22 protein-coding genes and 1 riboswitch are annotated in these 20,603 nt (G+C 47.5%); of the genes, 17 read left to right on the top strand and 5 right to left on the bottom strand.

The window, feature by feature from the left end; translation table 11 throughout:
• Positions 1 to 17: 17 nt before the first annotated feature.
• A complete protein-coding gene (locus ACGHCT_RS13725; protein ID WP_072853529.1) occupies positions 18 to 335 on the bottom strand; it encodes an energy-coupling factor ABC transporter substrate-binding protein in 318 nt (105 codons plus the stop codon).
• Entirely contained in the window at positions 247 to 1,086 is an 840-nt protein-coding gene (locus ACGHCT_RS13720; protein WP_390436337.1) for an energy-coupling factor ABC transporter permease, read from the bottom strand. Before ACGHCT_RS13720 ends, ACGHCT_RS13725 begins: the two co-directional genes overlap by 89 nt.
• A gap of 175 nt (positions 1,087 to 1,261) precedes the next feature.
• A riboswitch (cobalamin riboswitch) is annotated at positions 1,262 to 1,443 on the bottom strand.
• A gap of 225 nt (positions 1,444 to 1,668) precedes the next feature.
• Between ACGHCT_RS13720 and hemA the strand changes: the two genes are divergently transcribed.
• The 15 genes from hemA to ACGHCT_RS13645 all read left to right on the top strand — a co-directional run bounded on the left by hemA (position 1,669) and on the right by ACGHCT_RS13645 (position 17,054).
• A complete protein-coding gene (gene hemA / locus ACGHCT_RS13715; RefSeq protein ID WP_390436335.1) occupies positions 1,669 to 2,898 on the top strand; it encodes a glutamyl-tRNA reductase in 1,230 nt (409 codons plus the stop codon).
• The gene (locus ACGHCT_RS13710) at positions 2,891 to 3,367 is read left to right on the top strand and encodes a bifunctional precorrin-2 dehydrogenase/sirohydrochlorin ferrochelatase (protein WP_390436333.1); all 477 of its coding nucleotides are present in this window, start codon (positions 2,891 to 2,893) and stop codon (positions 3,365 to 3,367) included. Before hemA ends, ACGHCT_RS13710 begins: the two co-directional genes overlap by 8 nt.
• Positions 3,364 to 4,260: a hydroxymethylbilane synthase gene (hemC, locus tag ACGHCT_RS13705; RefSeq protein WP_072853538.1), complete on the top strand. Its 897-nt coding sequence runs from the start codon at positions 3,364 to 3,366 to the stop codon at positions 4,258 to 4,260. The genes ACGHCT_RS13710 and hemC overlap by 4 nt, the downstream gene beginning before the upstream one ends.
• On the top strand, positions 4,261 to 5,775 hold the full coding sequence (gene cobA / locus ACGHCT_RS13700) for a uroporphyrinogen-III C-methyltransferase (protein ID WP_390436330.1): 1,515 nt from the start codon (positions 4,261 to 4,263) through the stop codon (positions 5,773 to 5,775).
• Between the two features lie 4 nt (positions 5,776 to 5,779).
• Positions 5,780 to 6,763: a porphobilinogen synthase gene (hemB, locus tag ACGHCT_RS13695; RefSeq protein WP_390436328.1), complete on the top strand. Its 984-nt coding sequence runs from the start codon at positions 5,780 to 5,782 to the stop codon at positions 6,761 to 6,763.
• Positions 6,763 to 8,034 carry a glutamate-1-semialdehyde 2,1-aminomutase gene (hemL, locus tag ACGHCT_RS13690; protein WP_072853542.1) on the top strand — a complete coding sequence of 424 codons (1,272 nt, stop codon included), beginning with the start codon at positions 6,763 to 6,765 and terminating at the stop codon, positions 8,032 to 8,034. The genes hemB and hemL overlap by 1 nt, the downstream gene beginning before the upstream one ends.
• A gap of 77 nt (positions 8,035 to 8,111) precedes the next feature.
• Positions 8,112 to 9,827, top strand: coding sequence for a DNA mismatch repair protein MutS (locus tag ACGHCT_RS13685; RefSeq protein WP_390436327.1), 1,716 nt, complete (start codon positions 8,112 to 8,114; stop codon positions 9,825 to 9,827).
• On the top strand, positions 9,821 to 10,309 hold the full coding sequence (gene rnhA, locus ACGHCT_RS13680) for a ribonuclease HI (protein ID WP_072853547.1): 489 nt from the start codon (positions 9,821 to 9,823) through the stop codon (positions 10,307 to 10,309). Before ACGHCT_RS13685 ends, rnhA begins: the two co-directional genes overlap by 7 nt.
• A gap of 143 nt (positions 10,310 to 10,452) precedes the next feature.
• Complete coding sequence (alaS, locus tag ACGHCT_RS13675) at positions 10,453 to 13,059, top strand: alanine--tRNA ligase (RefSeq protein WP_369523678.1); 2,607 nt, start codon at positions 10,453 to 10,455, stop codon at positions 13,057 to 13,059.
• A 135-nt stretch (positions 13,060 to 13,194) separates the two neighbouring features.
• Positions 13,195 to 13,371: a 30S ribosomal protein S21 gene (gene rpsU / locus ACGHCT_RS13670; protein ID WP_004222305.1), complete on the top strand. Its 177-nt coding sequence runs from the start codon at positions 13,195 to 13,197 to the stop codon at positions 13,369 to 13,371.
• A 60-nt stretch (positions 13,372 to 13,431) separates the two neighbouring features.
• Positions 13,432 to 14,967 carry a cardiolipin synthase gene (gene cls / locus ACGHCT_RS13665; protein WP_154259890.1) on the top strand — a complete coding sequence of 512 codons (1,536 nt, stop codon included), beginning with the start codon at positions 13,432 to 13,434 and terminating at the stop codon, positions 14,965 to 14,967.
• A gap of 127 nt (positions 14,968 to 15,094) precedes the next feature.
• The gene (locus ACGHCT_RS13660) at positions 15,095 to 15,682 is read left to right on the top strand and encodes a putative ABC transporter permease (protein ID WP_154259892.1); all 588 of its coding nucleotides are present in this window, start codon (positions 15,095 to 15,097) and stop codon (positions 15,680 to 15,682) included.
• Positions 15,683 to 15,699: 17 nt separating this feature from the next.
• Complete coding sequence (locus ACGHCT_RS13655; RefSeq protein ID WP_226904259.1) at positions 15,700 to 15,882, top strand: DUF6472 family protein; 183 nt, start codon at positions 15,700 to 15,702, stop codon at positions 15,880 to 15,882.
• 597 nt (positions 15,883 to 16,479) lie between these two features.
• Positions 16,480 to 16,761: a CD3324 family protein gene (locus ACGHCT_RS13650; RefSeq protein ID WP_154259898.1), complete on the top strand. Its 282-nt coding sequence runs from the start codon at positions 16,480 to 16,482 to the stop codon at positions 16,759 to 16,761.
• Positions 16,758 to 17,054, top strand: coding sequence for a DUF1062 domain-containing protein (locus ACGHCT_RS13645; RefSeq protein ID WP_154259901.1), 297 nt, complete (start codon positions 16,758 to 16,760; stop codon positions 17,052 to 17,054). The genes ACGHCT_RS13650 and ACGHCT_RS13645 overlap by 4 nt, the downstream gene beginning before the upstream one ends.
• A 21-nt stretch (positions 17,055 to 17,075) precedes the next feature.
• Here the strand turns inward: ACGHCT_RS13645 and ACGHCT_RS13640 are convergent, their stop codons facing one another.
• The 3 genes from ACGHCT_RS13640 to ACGHCT_RS13630 form a co-directional block, all read right to left on the bottom strand.
• Positions 17,076 to 17,759 (bottom strand): hypothetical protein, encoded by a 684-nt coding sequence (locus ACGHCT_RS13640; RefSeq protein WP_390436324.1) that lies wholly within the window; start codon positions 17,757 to 17,759, stop codon positions 17,076 to 17,078.
• Positions 17,756 to 18,193 (bottom strand): hypothetical protein, encoded by a 438-nt coding sequence (locus tag ACGHCT_RS13635; RefSeq protein WP_154259906.1) that lies wholly within the window; start codon positions 18,191 to 18,193, stop codon positions 17,756 to 17,758. Before ACGHCT_RS13635 ends, ACGHCT_RS13640 begins: the two co-directional genes overlap by 4 nt.
• A 67-nt stretch (positions 18,194 to 18,260) precedes the next feature.
• A complete protein-coding gene (locus ACGHCT_RS13630; RefSeq protein WP_072853565.1) occupies positions 18,261 to 18,821 on the bottom strand; it encodes a TetR/AcrR family transcriptional regulator in 561 nt (186 codons plus the stop codon).
• A 207-nt stretch (positions 18,822 to 19,028) separates the two neighbouring features.
• Here ACGHCT_RS13630 and ACGHCT_RS13625 point away from each other — a divergent pair, with 207 nt between their 5' ends.
• Both ACGHCT_RS13625 and ACGHCT_RS13620 read left to right on the top strand, forming a co-directional pair.
• The gene (locus tag ACGHCT_RS13625; protein WP_390436323.1) at positions 19,029 to 19,799 is read left to right on the top strand and encodes an AIM24 family protein; all 771 of its coding nucleotides are present in this window, start codon (positions 19,029 to 19,031) and stop codon (positions 19,797 to 19,799) included.
• Between the two features lie 125 nt (positions 19,800 to 19,924).
• Positions 19,925 to 20,602, top strand: coding sequence for a response regulator transcription factor (locus ACGHCT_RS13620; RefSeq protein WP_072853569.1), 678 nt, complete (start codon positions 19,925 to 19,927; stop codon positions 20,600 to 20,602).
• The last annotated feature ends 1 nt before the right edge of the window (position 20,603 follow it).

Raw genomic sequence — 20,603 nt, 5'->3', positions numbered from 1 at the left:
CCTTTCTCGTCAGTGTGCTATTGTCTGCCCAATTCCTTCTGCAGCTTTTTCCGCTCTACAAACCGTCCCATAAAGAAGGACAGGATGCCCACGCCGATTCCGGTCTGAAGGCAGAAGATAAGACTTTCTACTTCTCCGGGGAGCTCGCCGCCCAGCATGCTTTCCAGCACAGGGGTGAACCAAGGCTCGTATTCTCCGTGGATCTCTTCAATCATCTGGCTTCCCGCATCGTCGGAGCCTCCAAACTCAGCGCCCTTTAATGCAAACAAAGGTACAATGGCGATGAGCGCAGCTACAATCAGCAGGATGACAACGGTTTTTGTGTTTTTGCTCATGAGCTTTTCCCTCCTTGATAAATCCGATTGACTTCAGCTCCGGCAGAGCAAAAGATTCCAGACCAATCATAATGATTACTGTCAAAATTCCCTCGATCACTGCGAGAGGCATCTGGGTTGGCGCGAAAATACCCAGGAACTTTACTGCGGAGGCAGCGATACCGCCTTGTTCAGAGGGATATGCTACGGCCAGCTGAATACTGGTAACGCAATATGTAAACAAATCACCCAGGCAGGCGGCCAGGAAAATAGACACCTTCCGGTTAACATTTAACTTCTGGCAGAGCTTATAGATGCCGTAAGAGACAAAAGGTCCCGCGATTGCCATGGAAAATGTATTGGCTCCCAGTGTGGTGAGTCCTCCGTGGGCCAGCAGAATCGCCTGGAAGAGCAGTACAATGATCCCCAGAATGCTGACTGCGGAAGGTCCGAACAGGATGGCGCCAAGGCCGGTGCCTGTCATATGGGAACAGCTCCCGGTAACAGATGGAATCTTTAAGGAAGAGATAACAAACACGAAAGCGCCGGACATAGCCAGGATCGTCAGGGCCCTTCTGTTTTCCCTCAAAGTCTTCCGAATGGAAAAGAATCCCGCAATTACAAAGGGAACACAGATAACTCCCCATGCAATACAGAATGTTGCCGGAAGATAACCTTCCATAATGTGCATAGCGCTTACCACCGGTGTGATACCGAAGCAGAGGGCAAATGCAGCAGCCAGTGTTACAACTTTTTTTTGCTTACTTGTCATTTTTCTTTCTCCTTTTCTCAAGCTGTTGTGACATTACTGTAACGTGGTTCAAGAGTAAAAGAAAAGCCCAGTAGTATCTACTACTGAGCGTCTGAGAACAGATTCCGGTCTTGATAGGGGTGGCCCCTGACGGATAAGAACCGTTCTTACACTCAGCCATCGTTCGTAACTAAAGTGCAAATCGCTTGTGACAGGCAGGTCTTCTGACTTAGGGGGTCTTCATTGAATTTCGCCTTCCCAGTTATCCCAGTGACATAAATGAAATTCAACTCGTCCCATACAGCGGCGTGACCGTGTGAGCTTTTACTCACTTTCCTATTAACCTGATTGCTCAGGACCATATCACACTCAATTTTAGCGGAATATTCCGCATACCGCAGATCTGAATCTGGCATTGTCAAATCTGCGGACCTATTGTCATTCTATACTTTCGATTGTAATTTGTCAATAACTATGGTCCATTCTTTTCCAACCTAATACCGTCAATGGTCTGCCTTTACAAATTTCTATTTGATTTTTCTCACTCATATGCTATTATGAAAAAAGATTGACACAATAAGAGAATCAGGAGAAGGATATACTATGGGAATATGTATGCTGGGTATTGACCACAACCGAGCCTTACTGGATGTGCGTGCCCTTTTTTCATTTACCAAAAAGAACACGGCTGAGGCACTGGAAGTACTCAGGGAAAAAGAAGGAGTTCTGGGCTGTATTATTTTATCCACCTGCAACCGCATGGAAATTTGGGCCAGCACTGTGGAGGGCTGGGACGGTTCCCTCTACGACTGCCTCTTGGAGTTAAAGGGAGCTGAGTCCGGTAAGTACAGAGAGTATTTTGTGGAGCGGAAGGAGAAAGAAGCCGTAGAACATCTCTTTTACCTGACCTGCGGTCTGAAGTCACAGATACTGGGAGAAGATCAGATTCTGACCCAGGTAAAGGATGCACTGGCTCTGGCGAGAGAGAACTTCACTACGGACAGTGTACTGGAGGTACTTTTTCGGATGGCTGTAACGGCAGGAAAAAAGGTGAAGACAGATGTAACATTCTCCAGGGGAAATTCCTCTGTGATCCATCAGGCAATTACCATGCTGGAGGATGAGGGATTCCGCCTTCAGGACAAGACCTGTATGGTAATCGGCAACGGAGAGATGGGGAAGGTTGCGGCTCAGGCACTTCGGGAAGCCGGTGCATATGTGACGGTAACCGTCCGTCAGTACCGCAGCGGGATGGTAAGTATTCCTCAGGGCTGTGCCCGGATTAACTATGGAGAGAGGATGGAATATCTGCCTCAGTGTGATCTGGTGGTCAGTGCTACGGCAAGCCCTAATTATACGTTAAAAAAAGAACTGTTTCAGGAGGCAGTGCTGCCCTCGGATCTGCGGATTATTGATCTGGCGGTGCCGAGAGATGTAGAACCGTCGGTAGGGGAGCTTCCTGAGATAACACTATATGATATGGACAGCTTCCGTATGGAGGGAACGCCTGAGGAGCTTTCTCAGAGTCTGGAACAGGCGGGAGTGATTCTGAACGCACAGATGGAGGAATTTTATTCCTGGCTGGAAGGACGGGATCTGATTCCCAGGATTCAGGAGATTAAGGCAGATGCCGTGCAGGATCTGAATCTTAGGATTTTGAAGATTCTGAACAAAACTCCAATGGAGGAAAAAGACAGGGAAAAGCTATTGCATACCATTGACACGGCGGCGGGCAAAGTGGTGAACAAAATGATATTCGGACTGCGGGACACGCTTGAAAAGGAAGCCTTTCTGGAGTGTGTGGCAGGATTGGAGAAGGTGTACGATGAATAATCAGGAAAAACCATATTTCCCTATGTTTGTTGATCTGTCCGAAAAGAAAATCCTCGTGATCGGAGCCGGAAAAATAGCGGCCCGAAGGATTCAGACCCTGCTCCCTTTTGCCGGAGAGATACGGGTGATTGCCCCCAGGGCGGCGGCAGAAGTGGCAGAAATGGCAGAAAACGGGAGGATTCAGTATGAGGCCAGAGAGTATGAAAGAGAGGATCTGTACGATGCCTGTATAGTCATAGCAGCCACTGACCGGGAACAGATCAATCATGAGATCTACAGTGTCTGCAAATGTATGGGCATTCTGGTCAATGTAATCAGTGATAAGAACAAATGTGATTTTTATTTTCCGGGAATCGTCCACAGGGATGAGATTGTAATAGGCGTCAGCGCCAGCGGAAAGGATCATAAAAAGGCGAAAAAAGTGCGGGAGGATATCGCCGCATTTTTACAGGAAGAGGAGAAGGTATGAGTAAAAAAAGCATCGTTGTGGGCAGCAGAGAGAGCAAGCTTGCTGTCATTCAGAGCGAAATGGTAATAGAGTATGTGAAAGGGGCGTGTCCCCAGGCTGAGGTGAGTCTTCTCACTATGAAAACCACAGGAGATATTATTCTGGACCGCACGCTGGACAAAATCGGCGGCAAAGGTTTATTTGTAAAGGAACTGGACAAAGCCCTGATGGAGAGACGAAGTGACTTGTCTGTGCACAGTCTGAAGGATATGCCCATGGAGATTCCGGAGGAACTGCCTATTGTGGCGTTCTCCAAAAGGGAAGATCCCAGGGATGTTCTGATACTTCCGCAGGGAGAGACAGAGATTCCGGCGGGGAAGCCTATCGGGTGCTCCAGTCAGAGAAGAACCCTTCAGCTGAAGGAATTATTCCCGGACATCCCCTGCAAAAGTATCAGGGGAAATGTAATTACCAGGCTTTCCAAACTGGATGCCGGGGAATACGGGGCACTGGTTCTTGCGGCAGCAGGAGTAAAGAGACTGGGGCTTGCGGACAGAATCAGCCGGTATTTTGAACCTGAGGAGATGATTCCTGCGGCCGGCCAGGGTATTCTTGCAGTCCAGGGCCGCGCAGGGGAGGATTATTCCTATCTGGACGGGTACCGGGATTCGGATGCTTCCTTCGCTGCCCTTGCGGAACGGGCATTTGTGCGGTATCTGGACGGCGGATGCTCTTCCCCCATCGCAGCACACGGGGTGGTAAACGAAGGCAGAATAACGCTCACAGGACTGTATTACTGTGAAGAGACGAATACATACAGAAAAGGCAGGATGGAGGATTCGGCCGAACACGCAGAAGAACTGGGAATTGCACTGGCAAAAACCCTGAAGGAACAGACAGGAGGTAAGCAGTAAATGACAGCAGGCAAAGTATGGTTGGTTGGAGCAGGACCGGGAGATATCGGGCTCTTTACGGTAAAAGGCATGGAAACCTTAAAGAACGCTGAGGTTGTGGTCTATGACAGCCTGGTTGGCCAGGGGGTTCTTTCCATGATCCCGGATACCGCCAGATGTATTAATGTGGGAAAACGGGCAGGGCACCATACCATGCCCCAGTGGCAGATTAATCAGGTGCTTCTGGAAGAGGCTAAAAAAGGATACCGGGTAGTGCGGCTGAAGGGCGGGGATCCCTTCCTCTTCGGGCGCGGAGGCGAAGAGCTGGAACTTCTCAGGGAACATGGAATCCCCTACGAAGTGGTTCCCGGAGTCACCTCCCCCCTCTCGGTTCCGGCGTACAATGGAATCCCTGTCACCCACAGGGACTACTGCTCTTCCCTGCATATTATCACGGGCCACAAAAAAGCGGGAGAAAGCTACGACATTGATTTTGAGGCTTTGGTGCGTACCAAAGGAACTCTGGTATTTCTCATGGGAGTTACCGCCCTGGCAGATATCTGCAGCAGTCTTCTCAGAGCGGGGATAGACCCGCAGATGCCTGCGGCTATCCTTCAAAAGGGCACCACCGCAGGGCAGAAACGGATTGTTGCCACGGTATCTACCCTGAAGCAGGAGGTAGACAGGCAGGGAATAGAGACACCGGCAATTATTGTAGTGGGCAGGGTGTGCGAGCTGGCAGAAAAGTTTGCCTGGTATGAGGAACTCCCGCTCTTTGGATTCAAGGTCCTGGTAACCAGGCCCAGAGATCTTATCTCCTCCATGGCTTCCAGACTCCGCAGAAAAGGTGCGGAGGTGCTGGAGCTTCCTGCTATACGGACAGAAGCGCTTGAGAATCAGGAACTTCTCGTCCGTGCATTTGCGCGCATGGACACTTATGACTGGATTGCCTTTACCAGCCCTACCGGCGTTAAGGTTTTCTTCCAGGAGATGAAGAGAGCTAAGATGGACATCCGCGCTCTCGGCAGAGTTAAAATTGCAGCCATCGGGACAGGAACAAAGAGAGAGCTGGAGGAACGGGGGCTGTATGTGGATCTGATGCCGGAGGTATACGACGGGGCTTCTCTTGGGGCTGCCCTGTCAGAGGCCTGCCGTGGAGGGGAGCATATTCTGATCCCCAGGGCTAAAATTGGAAACCATGAGATCCTGGTGGAACTGGAGAAAAAACAGAACCTGATCATTGATGATATTCCAACGTATGATACCCTGTATGAAACCTCAGAGATGATTGATGAAAAGAAAGAATTTGAGATGGGTTCTATTGACTGTGCGGTGTTTACCAGTGCCTCTACGGTAAAAGGATTCGCTGAGGCGACGCCGGGCCTGGACTACAGCCGGGTTACGGCTGCCTGCATCGGAAAACAGACAAAAGCGGCGGCGGACCGCTATGGAATGCAGACCTATATGGCAGAGAAAGCCACCATTGACAGTGTAATTGATTTGGTAATAAACTTAAAGACGAAAAAGGGGTGCTGAAAACATGGATATGATTAAACGGCCAAGAAGATTAAGAGGAAATGAGGCAATCCGGAAAATGGTCAGAGAGACCAGAATAGACAAGAGCTCTCTGATCTATCCGCTGTTCGTAATAGACGGGGAAAACATTGAAGAAGAAATTCCGTCCATGCCGGGACAGTATCGGTTCAGCGTGGACCGGCTGCCCTATGAGCTGGAGCGTCTCACCACAGCCGGTGTGGAAAACCTGATGTTATTTGGAATTCCTGCCCATAAAGATGAGATGGGAAGTCAGGCATATGCAGAGAACGGAATTGTTCAGCGCGCACTCCGGGAAGGGAAGAAACAGTTCCCCGGTCTCTATTATATTACGGATGTATGTATGTGTGAGTATACCTCCCACGGCCACTGCGGTGTGCTCTGCGGCCATGATGTTGAAAATGATGCAACGCTTGAACTCCTGGCAAAAACTGCCCTGTCCCATGTGCAGGCGGGAGCCGATATGGTTGCGCCCTCTGATATGATGGACGGCCGTATCCTTGCGCTCCGGAGATGTCTGGACGGCAATGGCTTTAAGGAAACCCCGATTATGTCCTACGCTGTGAAATATGCCTCTGCCTTTTACGGGCCATTCAGAGACGCTGCAGGTTCAGCCCCGTCTTTCGGGGACAGAAAAAGCTACCAGATGGATTTCCATAACAGAAAAGAGGGAATGAAAGAAGCGCTTATGGACGTGGATGAGGGCGCTGATATTATTATGGTAAAGCCGGCACTTTCCTATCTGGATGTAATCTCAGAGGTATCTAAGGAAATCAATCTTCCCATCGCTGCCTACAGCGTAAGCGGGGAATATGCCATGGTAAAGGCTGCGGCTAAGATGGGATATATAGATGAGGCGAAGATTATCTGCGAAATGGCGGTCAGCACTTACCGGGCGGGAGCGGATATCTATCTTACGTATTTTGCAAAAGAACTGGCCGGATATATGGCCGAAGGGAGAATTGGATAATGACAAGATCACAGGAATTATTTCAGAGAGCGGTTAACTATATTCCAGGAGGGGTGAACAGCCCTGTGCGCGCTTACGGGGCCATCGGAGAGACTCCGCGCTTTATACAGGGCGCGGTGGGAAGCCGTATATTTGACGCGGACGGCAATTCCTATATAGATTTCATCGACTCCTGGGGCCCAATGATTTTAGGCCACAACAATGAGGCAGTCAAGGAGAGTGTGATCAAGGCCTGTGAAAACGGCTTAAGCTTTGGGTGCGCCACAGAAGTAGAAGTGGATATGGCAGAATTTATCTGTGAGCATATCCCAACCATTGAGATGATCCGTATGGTAAACTCCGGTACAGAAGCGGTAATGAGTGCAATTCGTGCTGCCAGAGGATATACCGGAAAGAATAAAATCATTAAATTCGCAGGCTGTTATCACGGCCACAGCGATGCCATGCTGGTGAGTGCAGGCTCAGGGGTTATGGCCAGCGGCGTTCCAGACAGCGCAGGCGTGCCGAGAGGATGCACAGAGGATACCATGCTTGCCATCTACAACGATCTGTCCAGTGTAGAGGCGCTGATGAACGAATGCCGGGATCAGGTGGCCGCAGTGATTGTGGAGCCGGTAGGAGCTAATATGGGAGTGGTGCCTCCTGCAGAGGGATTTCTCCAGGGACTTCGCAGACTCTGCGATGAGCACAAAGCACTGCTGATTTTTGATGAGGTGATCACCGGATTCCGTCTGGCCTTTGAAGGGGCTGCAGGCTATTTTCATGTGACGCCGGATCTGACCACATACGGCAAAATCATAGGTGCAGGTATGCCTGTGGGAGCCTACGGCGGAAGAAAAGAAATCATGGAGATGGTATCCCCTGTGGGCCCGGTATACCAGGCAGGTACGCTGAGCGGCAATCCTGTGGCCATGGCAGCAGGGCTGACGCAGCTGAAAATTTTGTATGAACATCAGGAGATCTATACAAACTTAAGAGATAAGGGAGAAAAGCTGTACGGCGGTATCCGTGAGATTCTGAAAGAAAAGGAAGCTCCCTGTGTCATAAACCATATTGGCTCCCTGGGATGTGTATTCTTTACGAGAGAGCCTGTCACAGACTATGCATCTGCCAAGACAGCGGATACCAAGGCGTATGCAGAGTATTTCAAACATATGCTGCGTTCGGGCATTCATCTGGCACCGGCTCAGTTTGAAGCTATGTTCCTGTCAGATGCCCACACAGAGGAAGATATTCAGGCAACATTAGAGGCAGTCAGAAAGTTTTTCTGACAGATTCCCTTTAGGGGACGGGAGGAATGGGATTCCCCCGTCCCCAAGTGATTTTACCGGCAGAGAGGAGGCAGAAAATGGAAGAACAATTTATATTTGCAGGGCTGATTCTATGCCTGTTCATCACCATGATTACGGTGATGGCCAGAGAGAACAAAAGGCAGAGAGAGAAAGTCAGGGAAAAAATAAGAGAAATGTGGGGGAATATACCGGATAAAGAGTATTCCAGGGATCTCCTGGACTCCATTTCCCACTATTTCATGCGCCGGGAAAGCCAGGAAAGCGGCTTTTTCCTGGATGATATAACCTGGAACGATCTGGATCTGGACAGAATCTTTATGCTTATGAACCAGACCATGTCTTCTCTGGGGGAAGATTATCTTTACTATATGCTGAGAAAACCAGAATTCACACCAGAAAAGCTACAGGAACGTCAGCGTCTGGCAGATTATTTCAGAGGACACCAGGAAGAGAGAGTGCGCCTGCAGCTTCTTCTGGGCAATCTCAAGCGTCTTCCGACGGTCTCACTGTCAGACTCCCTGTATGTTCTCACAGATGCTAAAGAACATAAGAGAGGAAAGCACATTGCCTGTGCTCTTTTGATGATCCTGAGTATTCTGGCTATGATTGTGATTCCAAAATACGGAGTCTTCCTTATGCTGGGCATGATGGTCTTTAACGTGATTCAGTATCTCTTCAGCAAACAGGAGATCGAGACGTATCTGTCCTGCATCCGGAGCATTATGAGAATCCTGGAAGCGGCAAAAGAAACCTCTAAGCTACCTATGCCGGAGCTGTCGGAGTATCTGGAACAGATAAAAAAGGCGAGGAATGAACTTGGACAGTTCAGCAGAGGCGCCGGGCTTGTCATGAACAGAAGCGACGCGGGCGGCGGCCTGGAGACGATTATTCTGGATTATATCCGCATGATCTTTCACGTAGATATGATAAAGTTTAACAGTATGCTCAAAGAACTCCAGAAACACTTTGGAGCGGTGGAAACACTGATGGAGACGTTCGGGTTTCTGGACAGCTGTATCGCAGTGGCCTCTTTTCGGGAGGCTATGCCCTATACCTGTATTCCTCAGTTTGAAGCGCCGGGGAAACGTGCCGCTATGGAGGTGACAAATCTGTATCATCCTCTCATCAAAGAACCGGTTGCCAACAGTATTGCTGTGGCAGGGGGAACCCTGGTTACCGGCTCCAATGCCTCTGGAAAATCAACGTTTCTGAAGAACGTTGCCGTGAATGCCATCCTGGCACAGACGATTGGACTGTGCGTGGCCTCAGAATACAAAAGCTGCTATCTGCGGGTGATGACTTCCATGGCGCTCAGGGATGACCTGCACAGCGGAGAGAGCTATTATATTGTAGAAATCAAGTCCCTGAACCGGATTCTTAAAGCTGCCCGCAAGACCACACCGCTGCTCTGTGTGATTGACGAGGTGCTGAGGGGAACGAATACCATTGAGAGAATCGCTGCATCCTCTAATATACTGGCAGCTCTGTGCCGGGATCACGTCCTTTCCTTCGCGGCAACCCATGACATTGAGCTGTCATATATGCTGGAAGCGCTGTACACAAATTATCATTTCGAGGAAGAGGTAAAGGAGCACGATGTAGTCTTCAACTATCTGCTGAAAAAGGGACGGGCCACCACCAGGAATGCCATCCGGCTTCTTGAGATGATAGGCTATGACCAAAAGATAATAGAAAACGCCAAACGGGCGGCTGAAATTTTTGAGAAAAAGGGAGCCTGGGCTCCTGTGAAGAAAGAGGAGGGGCAATGTTAGTAAAGATATACACAGACGGATCTGCCAGAGGCAACCCTGACGGGCCGGGAGGATACGGGACAGTCCTCCACTATACAGACAGCAGGGGACAGCTTCACAAGCGGGAATACTCCCAGGGATATAAGCAAACCACCAATAACCGGATGGAGCTGATGGCAGCCATCGCAGGCCTGGAGGCGCTGACCCGTCCCTGCCAGGTGGAGCTGTACTCGGACTCCAAATACCTGGTGGATGCCTTCAATCAGCACTGGGTCGACAGCTGGCTGAAAAAGGGCTGGAAACGAGGAAAGAATGAACCCGTAAAAAATGTGGACCTTTGGAAACGGCTGCTAAAAGCAAAGGAGCCTCACCAGGTAACATTCATCTGGGTCAAAGGCCACAACGGCCATGAGGAGAATGAGAGATGTGACTTTTTGGCCACCCAGGCCGCTGATTCCGGGGATCTCATCGAAGACACGGTGCAAGAATTTGGCTTGAAATAGGCGTTATCCTATGATATGATTAACGACAGAAAATATTGCGTCCGACAGGATATGATTCATATAGAACTCCGGAAAAAGGACCAAGGATGAAAACAGGAGGTAATAACAACGTGCAGAAATATGGAGTAAATGAACTTCGTAAAATGTTTTTAGAATTTTTTGAGAGCAAAGGACATTTGGCAATGAAGAGTTTTTCTCTGGTGCCTCACAATGACAAGAGTCTGCTTTTGATCAATTCTGGTATGGCTCCCTTAAAGCCGTACTTTACAGGAGCTGAGGTTCCGCCGAGAAAAAGAGTGACAACCTGCCAGAAGTGTATCCGCACTGGAGATATTGAGATAGTAGGAAAGACAGCCCGCCACGGTACATTCTTTGAAATGCTGGGCAATTTTTCCTTTGGAGATTATTTTAAAAAAGAGTCCATCGCGTGGACTTGGGAATTTCTTACGGAAGTGATCGGCCTGGAACCGGATCGCCTCTATCCCTCTATCTACCTGGATGATGAAGAAGCCTTTGAGATCTGGAATAAAGATATCGGAATCGCACCCGAGCGCATCTTCCGCTTTGGAAAGGAAGATAATTTCTGGGAGCATGGGGCAGGTCCCTGCGGTCCCTGTTCCGAAGTTTATTACGATCGCGGGGAGAAGTTCGGCTGCGGAAAACCAGACTGTACCGTAGGCTGCGACTGCGATCGGTATATGGAAGTGTGGAATAACGTATTTACCCAGTTTGACAATGACGGAAACGGAAATTATACAGAGCTGGATTATAAGAATATTGACACCGGTATGGGGCTGGAGCGTCTTGCAGTGGTGGTACAGGAGGTGGATTCTATCTTCGATATAGATACCATAGAAGCCCTGCGGAACAAGGTCTGTGAGATTGCCAAGGTGACCTATAAGGAGAATGAAGAGCAGGATGTCTCTATTCGTCTGATTACTGACCATATCCGTTCCACGACTTTTATGATCTCTGACGGAATTATGCCTACAAACGAGGGACGAGGCTACGTCCTGCGCCGTCTGATCCGCCGGGCGGCCCGCCATGGCCGTCTCCTTGGAATCGAAGGCCGTTTCCTTGCAAAATTAAGCGCCACCGTCATCGAAGAATCCAAGGACGGATATCCGGAGCTGGAGGAAAAAAGAGATTTTATCTTTAAAGTCCTGAACCAGGAAGAAGAGCAGTTTAATAAAACCATTGATCAGGGGCTTCGTATTCTTGGAGAATTAGTAGATAAGATGCAGGCAGAAGGAACCAGGGAACTGTCCGGGGAAGATGCATTCAAATTATACGATACCTATGGATTCCCCATTGATTTGACAAAAGAAATCCTGGAGGAAAAGAATTATACCATAGACGAAGAAGGATTCCGGGAAGCAATGGAAGAACAGCGTCAGAAGGCCAGAAACGCCAGGGAAGTAACCAACTATATGGGGGCTGACGCGACCGTATATGACAGCATTGATCCTACCGTCACCACCGTATTTGTGGGATATGATAAATTAGAATACGAATCAGAGGTAACTGTTCTCACCACAGAGGCGGAGCTTACAGATGCCCTGACAGACGGCCAGAAGGGGACAATCTTTGTAAAAGAAACTCCTTTCTATGCAACCATGGGCGGCCAGGAAGGTGATACCGGTACCATTACAGTTGGAGATACCATCTTCCAGGTAGAGGATACCATCAAACTGCTTGGAGACAAAGTGGGCCATGTGGGTCATATCGTCAAAGGGATGATTAAGACAGGAGATAAAGTAACCCTCAGAGTATCTCCCAAGGGGAGAGCCAATACTTGTAAGAATCACAGCGCCACCCATCTACTTCAGAAAGCGCTGAAAACTGTGCTGGGAGCTCACGTAGAGCAGAAAGGTTCTCTGGTAACCCCCGACAGACTCCGTTTCGATTTTGCTCACTTCCAGGCTATGACCCAGGAAGAACTGGATAAAGCAGAAGCAATCGTAAATGAAGAGATCCAGAAGGCACTTCCGGTGGAAACACAGATTATGAGCCTGGAAGACGCGAAAAAAACAGGGGCTGTGGCTCTGTTCGGAGAAAAATACGGCGATGACGTCAGAGTGGTATCCATGGGGGACTATTCCAGGGAGCTCTGCGGCGGAACCCACGTGCCAAATACAAGCGCCATTACTACGTTCAAAATCATTTCAGAGGCTGGTATTGCCGCAGGTGTGCGCCGAATCGAGGCACTGACCGGCGACAGTGTTTTTGCGTATTATAAAAAAATTGAAGAAAAGCTGAAAGATGCCGCGGCTATGCTCCGGACAACTCCGGGTGAGGTTTCAGAAAAAATTGGCCACCTGCAGGCTGAGATAAAGACTCTTCACAGTGAGAATGAGTCTCTGAAGAGCAGGCTGGCACAGGACGCCGTAGGCGATGTTATGAGCCAGGTGCAGGACATTAATGGCGTAAAGCTTCTGGCTGTGGCAGTGGAAGATGTAGATATGAACGGCCTGCGGGACCTGGGCGATCAGTTAAAAGAGAAGCTGGGAGAAGGCGTCGTAATTTTGGCGTCCACTATGGGCGGCAAGGTAAGCCTCTTAGCTATGGCAACCCAGGGAGCTATGGACAAAGGGGCTCATGCGGGCAACCTGATTAAGGGAACTGCAGCCGTTGTCGGCGGAGGCGGCGGAGGCCGTCCAAATATGGCACAGGCCGGGGGCAAAAACCCTGAAAAAGTGCCGGAAGCGCTTGAGACAGCAGCAAATCTGCTGAGAGAGCAGCTAAATTAAAGAAAAAATAAAAAAAAACTTCGAAACAGGTTGACGAATGGGAAAAATCTGCTATAATATTTTTGTGCAGTAAAAAATACCCAGACAGTTGTATTATGCACAATCTACAACTGGAGGGAGGTTAGGTGTGAGACTATGTCAAATGTTATCGTAAAAGAGAACGAGACTTTGGATAGCGCTTTACGCAGATTTAAGCGTAGTTGTGCCAAAGCCGGCATTCAGCAGGAGATTCGTAAGAGAGAACATTACGAAAAACCAAGCGTTCGCCGTAAGAAAAAATCTGAAGCCGCTAGAAAACGTAAATATAATTAATGTGCAGTAAAAGTCCTTGGCTTGTTGCCAGGGACTTTTTTACAGAGGAACGGTGCGGGTATGAAGAAATTAATCAAACTAGTTTTTAGCCGGATATTCGTAGTAGCTCTGGCCATTCTGCTGGAATTGGCGTGGATTGCCGCTCTGGTCTGGGGGATCAGTGCAATCTCTACCCATGTGGCAAGAATTATTTCAATTTTAAGTCTGTTTTTGGTATTGTGGATTGTAAACAAAAAAATCAATCCTTCTTATAAATTAGCCTGGACGATACTGATTCTGACCATCCCCTTTTTCGGGGTAACCATCTATTTTCTGTTTGGAAAGTCCAGAATTGCAAAAAAAATGTCCAGGGAATTTCAGTATGTTTTAAACCGCATATCCGATCTGATTCAGGAGGATCCTGAGGTCCGCGCCGAACTGGAGGAAGAGGACAAAGGCATCTCCAACCAGTCTCAGTATATCAGAGATCATGCGGGCTTTCCCGTTTATAAAAATACAATTACCGAATACTATTCCGTGGGAGACGATATGTTCCCAGCGATGATCGAGGAATTAGAGAAGGCGCAGCACTTTATTTTCCTGGAGTATTTTATTATAAATGACGGCCGTATGTGGCAGACGGTTCTTGAGATCCTGGAGAGAAAAGCGAAAGAGGGAGTGGATGTCAGATTGATATACGATGACATGGGCTGTGCAACCACACTTCCCTATCACTTTTATAAACAGCTTCAGTCAAAGGGTATCAAGTGCGCTTCCTTTAACCCTTTGCGGCCCATTCTGAATATCATACTGAATAACAGGGACCACAGAAAAATATTGGTAATAGATGGGCATACGGGCTTTACAGGGGGTATTAACCTGGCCGACGAGTATATCAATGAAAAGGACAGATTCGGCCACTGGAAAGACACAGGAATTATGCTGAAGGGCGAGGCGGTATGGAACTTCACGGTTATGTTTCTGCAGATGTGGTGTGTGATTACGAAAATGAAGTGTGACTTTAAGGAGTATGAGCCTCACGTGTATCATCCGGGCCCCTTTGCCAGCGACGGGTTTGTCCAGCCCTACAGTGACACACCTCTGGACGAAGAGATTGTGGGGGAGAATGTCTATCTGAATATTATCAACCGGGCGAAAAAATATATTTATATCTGTACCCCGTATCTGATTATAGACAATGAAATGATGACAGCTCTGTGTCTGGCATCGAAGAGCGGTGTAGAGGTGACGATTCTGACTCCTGGTATTCCAGATAAAAAAATGGTATTTCTGCTGACCCAGTCCTACTATGAACAGCTGCTGGAAGCAGGGGTAAAAATTTACGAATATACCCCCGGATTTCTTCACGCAAAATCATTTGTGTGTGACGACGAGGTAGGCGCAGTGGGAACCGTAAATATGGATTACAGAAGTCTTTATCTCCACTTTGAATGCGGTACCTGGATGTATAAGAGCAATGCCATTATGCAGATTAAGATGGATATGCTCGGTATGCTGCCAAAGTGTAAAGAGATCACACTGGAATTCTGCAGGAACAGAAATATTGTTGTTCGGGGAATGCAGAGTATACTGCGGCTGTTTGCGCCGATGCTGTGATGATCTTAACGAAATTTTAACATTTCTTTAATTTGCAGATGGATTGCTGGTATTTTACGGAGGTCTATGATAAAATGACCAGGTAAACTAACACCGTCTGCATTTTTAGATAGAAGGGAGTAGTTTTATGTGGACAAGAACTTTATTTAATACGGACTTATATCATATCGTTCACTGGTTCCTGATTTATAGTATACTTGGTTGGATTGTAGAATCTATCTACATGTCTGTATGCAATAAAAAACTGACTAACAGGGGGTTTGTGAAAGGTCCTATCTGCCCTATCTACGGCGTGGGGGCATTAACCGTCTATTTTCTGCTGAGACCTTTCTCAGGTGATTATTTTCTCCTCTACGTCCTTGGATGCGCCATACCCACAGCGCTGGAATATCTGACCGCCCAGCTGATGCTCTCCGTTTTCGGGGAAGTCTGGTGGGATTACTCAGAAAAGCCTTACAATTACAAAGGTATCCTCTGCCTGGAGAGCAGCATTGTTTGGGGCTTTTATACGGTATTGCTATTCGTTTTTCTGCAGCGGGGCGTGGAAGCAATCGTAAACAGCTATCCCTTTTCCGTGGGAAGAGTGGTAGGCTCCATCGTACTGGCAGGTTTTATTATTGATTTTATACATAGCCTGTACAATGCAAAGAGAGATGTACTCCCGGGAAGTTTCGGAGAATTAAAAGACTCTATAAGGGAATTCTGCCAGAGGTAAGAGAGGGACTGCCGATTATGACAAAGAAGGCAAACTGCGAATGCTGCGGGAATTATGTATATGACGAAGAATATGGATATTATGTTTGCGAGATGGATTTAGATGAGGATGAAATGCTCCGGTTTTTAAAAGGGACGTTTGGGAACTGTCCTTATTTTCAGTATCAGGATGAATACCGGATTGTTCGGAGACAGATGTAGGATAGGAGAAGGACTGCTTTGAGTGGCGGTCCTTTTTTAGTTGTGAGGGGACGGTGATAGGATGCTCTTGGCGGTGGGCTGGCTGGTTCGAACGGGAGGGAGGCTTAAGTTCCGCGGACACCTCCGTCGCGAAGAGAGTCTAAGACAAAACCGGAATCCCCGCCGGAGCACCGTTCGTATGGTCAAAGAATGCTTTATGTGCATTCTCTGCCCATGCTCACTTTTTTTCGGCCCTGACTGCCGAAAAAATCTCCTGCGGGAATCCCGGCTTTGTCTAAGACTCTCTAGTCACTCCTGCGGAATCGTCCGCGGAACTTAAGCCTCCCTCCCGTCCGAACCAGCCAGCCCACCGCCAAGAGCATCCTATCACCTGAGTATGGGAAAGCTCAGGGGGAGGTTTTTGTAGAACAAGGAACGAGTTTGTTTATAAGTGAGAATGAGGTTGTAATACTTTGCCGGAGAATATACAATAAACGTGAAAATACTGAAAGGAGCAGGTATATGAGAAATAGATATGTTATGGCTCAGTAGTCTGAGCTTAAAATAAATACGAATCGTTAAGCTCAGATGAATCCCCATAGTAACAGGAGGATTACAATGAGCTATGTTAGAGCAGAGGATATTCTGCCCAAAGAATTAATAGAATCTATTCAGCAATATGTAAGCGGAGAAAGTATATACATCCCATGTAAAGAGAAAAAGATCTGGGGAAGCCAGACCAAGACAAAGCAGTATTATGAAATACGAAATCATGAAATATGCAAAAAGCATAGCATAGGGTTTTCCATAAAAAAACTTGCCAATGAATATTCCTTATCAGAAAAAAGCATCCAAAGAATCATACGAACTACTATCTTTACGGATGAGGCTGCCCCATGAAAGTGTCTTCTCTAAAGGTGTATCATCACTGTGGGGGATGCAAAAAAACGCAGGAGTTCATAAATTCAGGGAAATTCAGAGTAAATGCAAACGGTAATAAAGTAGATGTATGGCTTATATACAGATGTAAAAAATGCAAACATACCTGGAATTTAACAATTTACGAAAGGATAAAAGCCTCAAAAATAACGCCCGCAGAGTATACATTATTTATGGAAAATGATTTTAGTCTTGCTGCCAGATATGGAAAGGATATAAATTTTTTGACAAGAAATAAAGCTGAATTCAGGTAGGATGGTAAGCCGGATAGTGTGCTATCCGGCTTTGTGCTGCCTTGAAGTGGAACTGTTTTTCAATGCCGAATACCCCATCCAGACCATCCAGACATACGCACAAGTTTTTGGGATCATCAGTGCGCCGATGGGCGGTATCTTGCCGGCTAAAAGTACCACCGGCAGGTAGCAGGCAAAGCTGATGGCAATGGCTAGCCACATAAAACGGAATGCCTGATCATGAGTTTCCTTTGCCTTTTTGTAGAACAGAACTAAAACAATCACTCCAAGTATTGAGAATGGAATGTTGCGGTAGATGCCCCAGCTCAGTGGCGCGTCGGGACTCATCCAACGGTTTTGAGGGAAGAGGCACAGCAGGATTCTCAGGAAGGCCAGTACGTAAACTGTAATGCGCAGAGAGGATACGGAAGTCTGCCGGTAACGTATCTCCCAGATATGATAGAGGAGTACGTAAAATATGGTCATTGTAATGGAGGTTACTGCCTGCCCAAACCCCAGAGGGGCGAAAGCTGCGTCCAGCCCTACGGTATGCATTGCCCAGACTCTGGGAACCAGATGAAATGCATCCCCGCATCCTAATATAACGGCCATCAGTCCAAAGAGCCAGTATTGGCTTTTCCGGGGCGATGACTGCATCATCTTTCCCCCAATTGTGATTACTGTAAACAAATAAACAATGTCAAATATAGTTTCCCCTAATATCATTGTGAAATCTCTCCTTTCGTTAATGCCGGGTGCGGATATCTTGCAAACTGAAAAATAAAGCTGACTCCCGCAAGCAGCAGGGAAGTCCCCAGTCCGGTATAAAATACGGCAATAAATGTATCAGATACGATGCCTGAAACGCGAAGACCGATGCCAAACGTCATCATGAAAGCCATAATACCATAAGACTGCTTGTTGAAAAAACGGTAGAAGGGCTGCCGGGATTCCAGATAGCCATGGATTCGCCGGGTATGCTTTTTAACCATTCTTCGAAATACAAGAAAGTGGAACAGCAAAAGTATTGTAAAGCTTGTGACTATCATCCACAGATTCCAGACAGGAACTCTGGCTGTCACGCCGATTCGGAAGATATTAATTCCTGCTCCAAGCCAGACTAAGCCGGCAATTAAAAGTAAAAATTTTTTGTGTATCATACACTGCCTCCTTTTGATGAACAATGTTCATATTGACGATTATAACAGCGGATCCCCTATGAAAGTATCAGTACAGGATCCGCTGCAGGGTTTTTACAAAAAAGGTACAGTCCTTTTGACCTGTCCTCAGCATCTGAACCATATGCCAAAATACAAAATCTATAAATTCATCCTTCGGATATTCCTCTGACCAGGCAGATGCAGGGATCGACGGATCTGAAGAGAGGACCTGCAAAAGCAGAAACTTCAGACGGCTGAAACATTGTAGTTCCAGTTCCTTACCCCGTTCTTTGTCCTCCGGTGCCATAGTTTCCATCTGTGTCAGCCATTCTCTCTGAAAATCAGACAGACTGACATTTATCTGATGGTAAAACAGTTCGACATACTGTGTAAAACAGTTGTCTTTTACGTGAATATCCTGTAACATGGAACTGCTTGTTTCCCAAAAATGGGATACAACTGCAAAAATTAAGTCCGCTTTCGTGGGAAAATAATTGTACAGTACTCCCACAGAAATAGAACACTTATGTGCTATATTACGGATGCTGACTTTATGAACTCCCTCTTCCCGGGCAATTTCCAAAGCAGCAGCAACAAGCTCTTCTTTGGAAGTAACGTTTTTATTCAAGATTTCACCTCCATATGAACAGTGTTCATTATATGCCTTTCCCTCTTGTTTGTCAAGACGCTTTTTCTTGTTCTTTACCCTGCTGCATACCTTGCCAATCCGTCCGGTTTCCTGTATACTGAATTTGACTGTTACTATTAAGTTAGAATTCAGCCGTTCTCTGTGAAATTACCGAGCATGGATGAAACAACCGGGAGGTAGAATATTATGTTTCATATTTCCAATTTTACTGACAATGATGATATTAAGACACTGGCGTCTCTGGGTCCCTTTACAGTAATTGAATATGAGCGGGATTTAAGCGTTATGCCCAGTGACGCACAGACAGCTTATTTCTGCAATGCAATGAATGTACGCAAACGACAGGTGATCTGCGATCTCAGCAGAGCAAACATTACTCTGCAGGCGGGCGCGATGCAGTGGATGGTGGGAAATGTCAATGCAACCACAGGCATCAAAGGCGTAGGTGATCTGTTCGGTAAGGCAGTGCGGGGCAAGGTGACCGGAGAATCAGCCATAAAGCCAGAGTATACAGGAGACGGCATTCTTGTTCTGGAGCCTACATACCGGCATATACTTTTGCTGGATCTTCAGGACTGGAATGGCTCTGTGGTGCTGGATGACGGACTCTTTCTGGCCTGTGACGCCAAACTGAAGCATAAAGCAGTTATGCGTTCTAATGTCTCTTCTGCCGTTGCCGGCGGTGAGGGATTGTTTAACCTGGGCATCAGCGGGATCGGAGTACTTTGCCTGGAGTCTTCCTGTCCAAGGGAAGAGCTGGTTGAGATTGCATTGGAAAATGATGTCTTAAAGGTAGACGGAAATATGGCCATTGCCTGGAGCGGCAGCCTGGACTTTACCGTAGAACGTTCCGGAAAAACACTGGTAGGCTCGGCGGCGTCCGGTGAAGGACTGGTGAATGTATACCGGGGTACCGGAAAAGTCCTGCTTGCGCCGGTTGAAAAGGGAATTGCCTGATGAATAAGTGAAGAAGGCCCTGCACGTCTGGTTGATTTACGGACGTACAGGGCTTTTGAGATCTTCATCAGAAATTCATACACATCTGTTATAATAAGCAGCAGGAAAAAGAAAGGTGCGGGCGTATGAAAAAAATACTGTTCATGGAAGATGAACCTACCATCCGCGAGGTCTTAGCGGAATATATGAAAATGCAGAACTATGAGGTTACAGAAGTGCAGGACGGAGAGGAAGCTGTAAAGGCTTTGGAGGGATGTCCCTTTGATATGGCTGTGCTGGATATCATGGTACCGAAAAAAAACGGTCTGGAGGTGCTCAGCCACATTCGGAGGCAGTATCCGGATATGGCGGTCATTATGCTCACAGCCCTGGGGGATGAGCAGACACAGGTTAAGGCATTTAATGCATATGCGGACGATTATATCATCAAACCAGTGTCCCCTATTATTCTTCTGAAGCGAATGGAGACCATACTGAGACGTTCCGCCAGAACCCCGGTGCAGGCAGAACATGGGCTGGTGATCCAAAAGGAAGCCTACCAGGCCTTTTATAACGGGAAGACACTGGAGCTGACGCTGAGTGAGTTTTTGCTGTTGCAGACTTTGTATGAAAGACCAACGCAGGTATTTACCAGAGAGCAGCTGATTCTTAGAATATTTAACGAGGATTACATCGGGAATGACAGAATTATTGATGCTCATATAAAAAATCTCAGAAAAAAACTGCCCCAAAACTGTATCCGCACCGTGATTGGTGTGGGATACCAGTTTGATGCTTCCCAGGAAACATGCGGAGGAAAATAAC

The organism is Lactonifactor longoviformis (assembly GCF_042848515.1).
GTDB classification, from domain to species: Bacteria; Bacillota; Clostridia; order Lachnospirales; family Lachnospiraceae; genus Lactonifactor; species Lactonifactor longoviformis.
This window is presented reverse-complemented; position numbering and strand designations above follow the sequence as displayed.

Excerpts from the sequence above, each read along its gene's own strand:
- hemL (WP_072853542.1), top strand. The coding sequence starts at position 6,763 with ATGACAAGATCACAGGAATTATTTCAGAGAGCGGTTAACTATATTCCA.
- ACGHCT_RS13620 (WP_072853569.1), top strand. The coding sequence starts at position 19,925 with ATGAAAAAAATACTGTTCATGGAAGATGAACCTACCATCCGCGAGGTC.
- hemC (WP_072853538.1), top strand. The coding sequence starts at position 3,364 with ATGAGTAAAAAAAGCATCGTTGTGGGCAGCAGAGAGAGCAAGCTTGCT.
- ACGHCT_RS13710 (WP_390436333.1), top strand. The coding sequence starts at position 2,891 with ATGAATAATCAGGAAAAACCATATTTCCCTATGTTTGTTGATCTGTCC.
- ACGHCT_RS13685 (WP_390436327.1), top strand. The coding sequence starts at position 8,112 with ATGGAAGAACAATTTATATTTGCAGGGCTGATTCTATGCCTGTTCATC.
- ACGHCT_RS13655 (WP_226904259.1), top strand. The coding sequence starts at position 15,700 with ATGACAAAGAAGGCAAACTGCGAATGCTGCGGGAATTATGTATATGAC.
- alaS (WP_369523678.1), top strand. The coding sequence starts at position 10,453 with ATGTTTTTAGAATTTTTTGAGAGCAAAGGACATTTGGCAATGAAGAGT.
- rpsU (WP_004222305.1), top strand. The coding sequence starts at position 13,195 with ATGTCAAATGTTATCGTAAAAGAGAACGAGACTTTGGATAGCGCTTTA.
- rnhA (WP_072853547.1), top strand. The coding sequence starts at position 9,821 with ATGTTAGTAAAGATATACACAGACGGATCTGCCAGAGGCAACCCTGAC.
- ACGHCT_RS13625 (WP_390436323.1), top strand. The coding sequence starts at position 19,029 with ATGTTTCATATTTCCAATTTTACTGACAATGATGATATTAAGACACTG.
- ACGHCT_RS13660 (WP_154259892.1), top strand. The coding sequence starts at position 15,095 with ATGTGGACAAGAACTTTATTTAATACGGACTTATATCATATCGTTCAC.
- ACGHCT_RS13720 (WP_390436337.1), bottom strand. The coding sequence starts at position 1,086 with ATGACAAGTAAGCAAAAAAAAGTTGTAACACTGGCTGCTGCATTTGCC.
- cls (WP_154259890.1), top strand. The coding sequence starts at position 13,432 with ATGAAGAAATTAATCAAACTAGTTTTTAGCCGGATATTCGTAGTAGCT.
- ACGHCT_RS13725 (WP_072853529.1), bottom strand. The coding sequence starts at position 335 with ATGAGCAAAAACACAAAAACCGTTGTCATCCTGCTGATTGTAGCTGCG.
- cobA (WP_390436330.1), top strand. The coding sequence starts at position 4,261 with ATGACAGCAGGCAAAGTATGGTTGGTTGGAGCAGGACCGGGAGATATC.
- ACGHCT_RS13650 (WP_154259898.1), top strand. The coding sequence starts at position 16,480 with ATGAGCTATGTTAGAGCAGAGGATATTCTGCCCAAAGAATTAATAGAA.
- ACGHCT_RS13640 (WP_390436324.1), bottom strand. The coding sequence starts at position 17,759 with ATGATATTAGGGGAAACTATATTTGACATTGTTTATTTGTTTACAGTA.
- hemA (WP_390436335.1), top strand. The coding sequence starts at position 1,669 with ATGGGAATATGTATGCTGGGTATTGACCACAACCGAGCCTTACTGGAT.
- ACGHCT_RS13645 (WP_154259901.1), top strand. The coding sequence starts at position 16,758 with ATGAAAGTGTCTTCTCTAAAGGTGTATCATCACTGTGGGGGATGCAAA.
- hemB (WP_390436328.1), top strand. The coding sequence starts at position 5,780 with ATGGATATGATTAAACGGCCAAGAAGATTAAGAGGAAATGAGGCAATC.
- ACGHCT_RS13635 (WP_154259906.1), bottom strand. The coding sequence starts at position 18,193 with ATGATACACAAAAAATTTTTACTTTTAATTGCCGGCTTAGTCTGGCTT.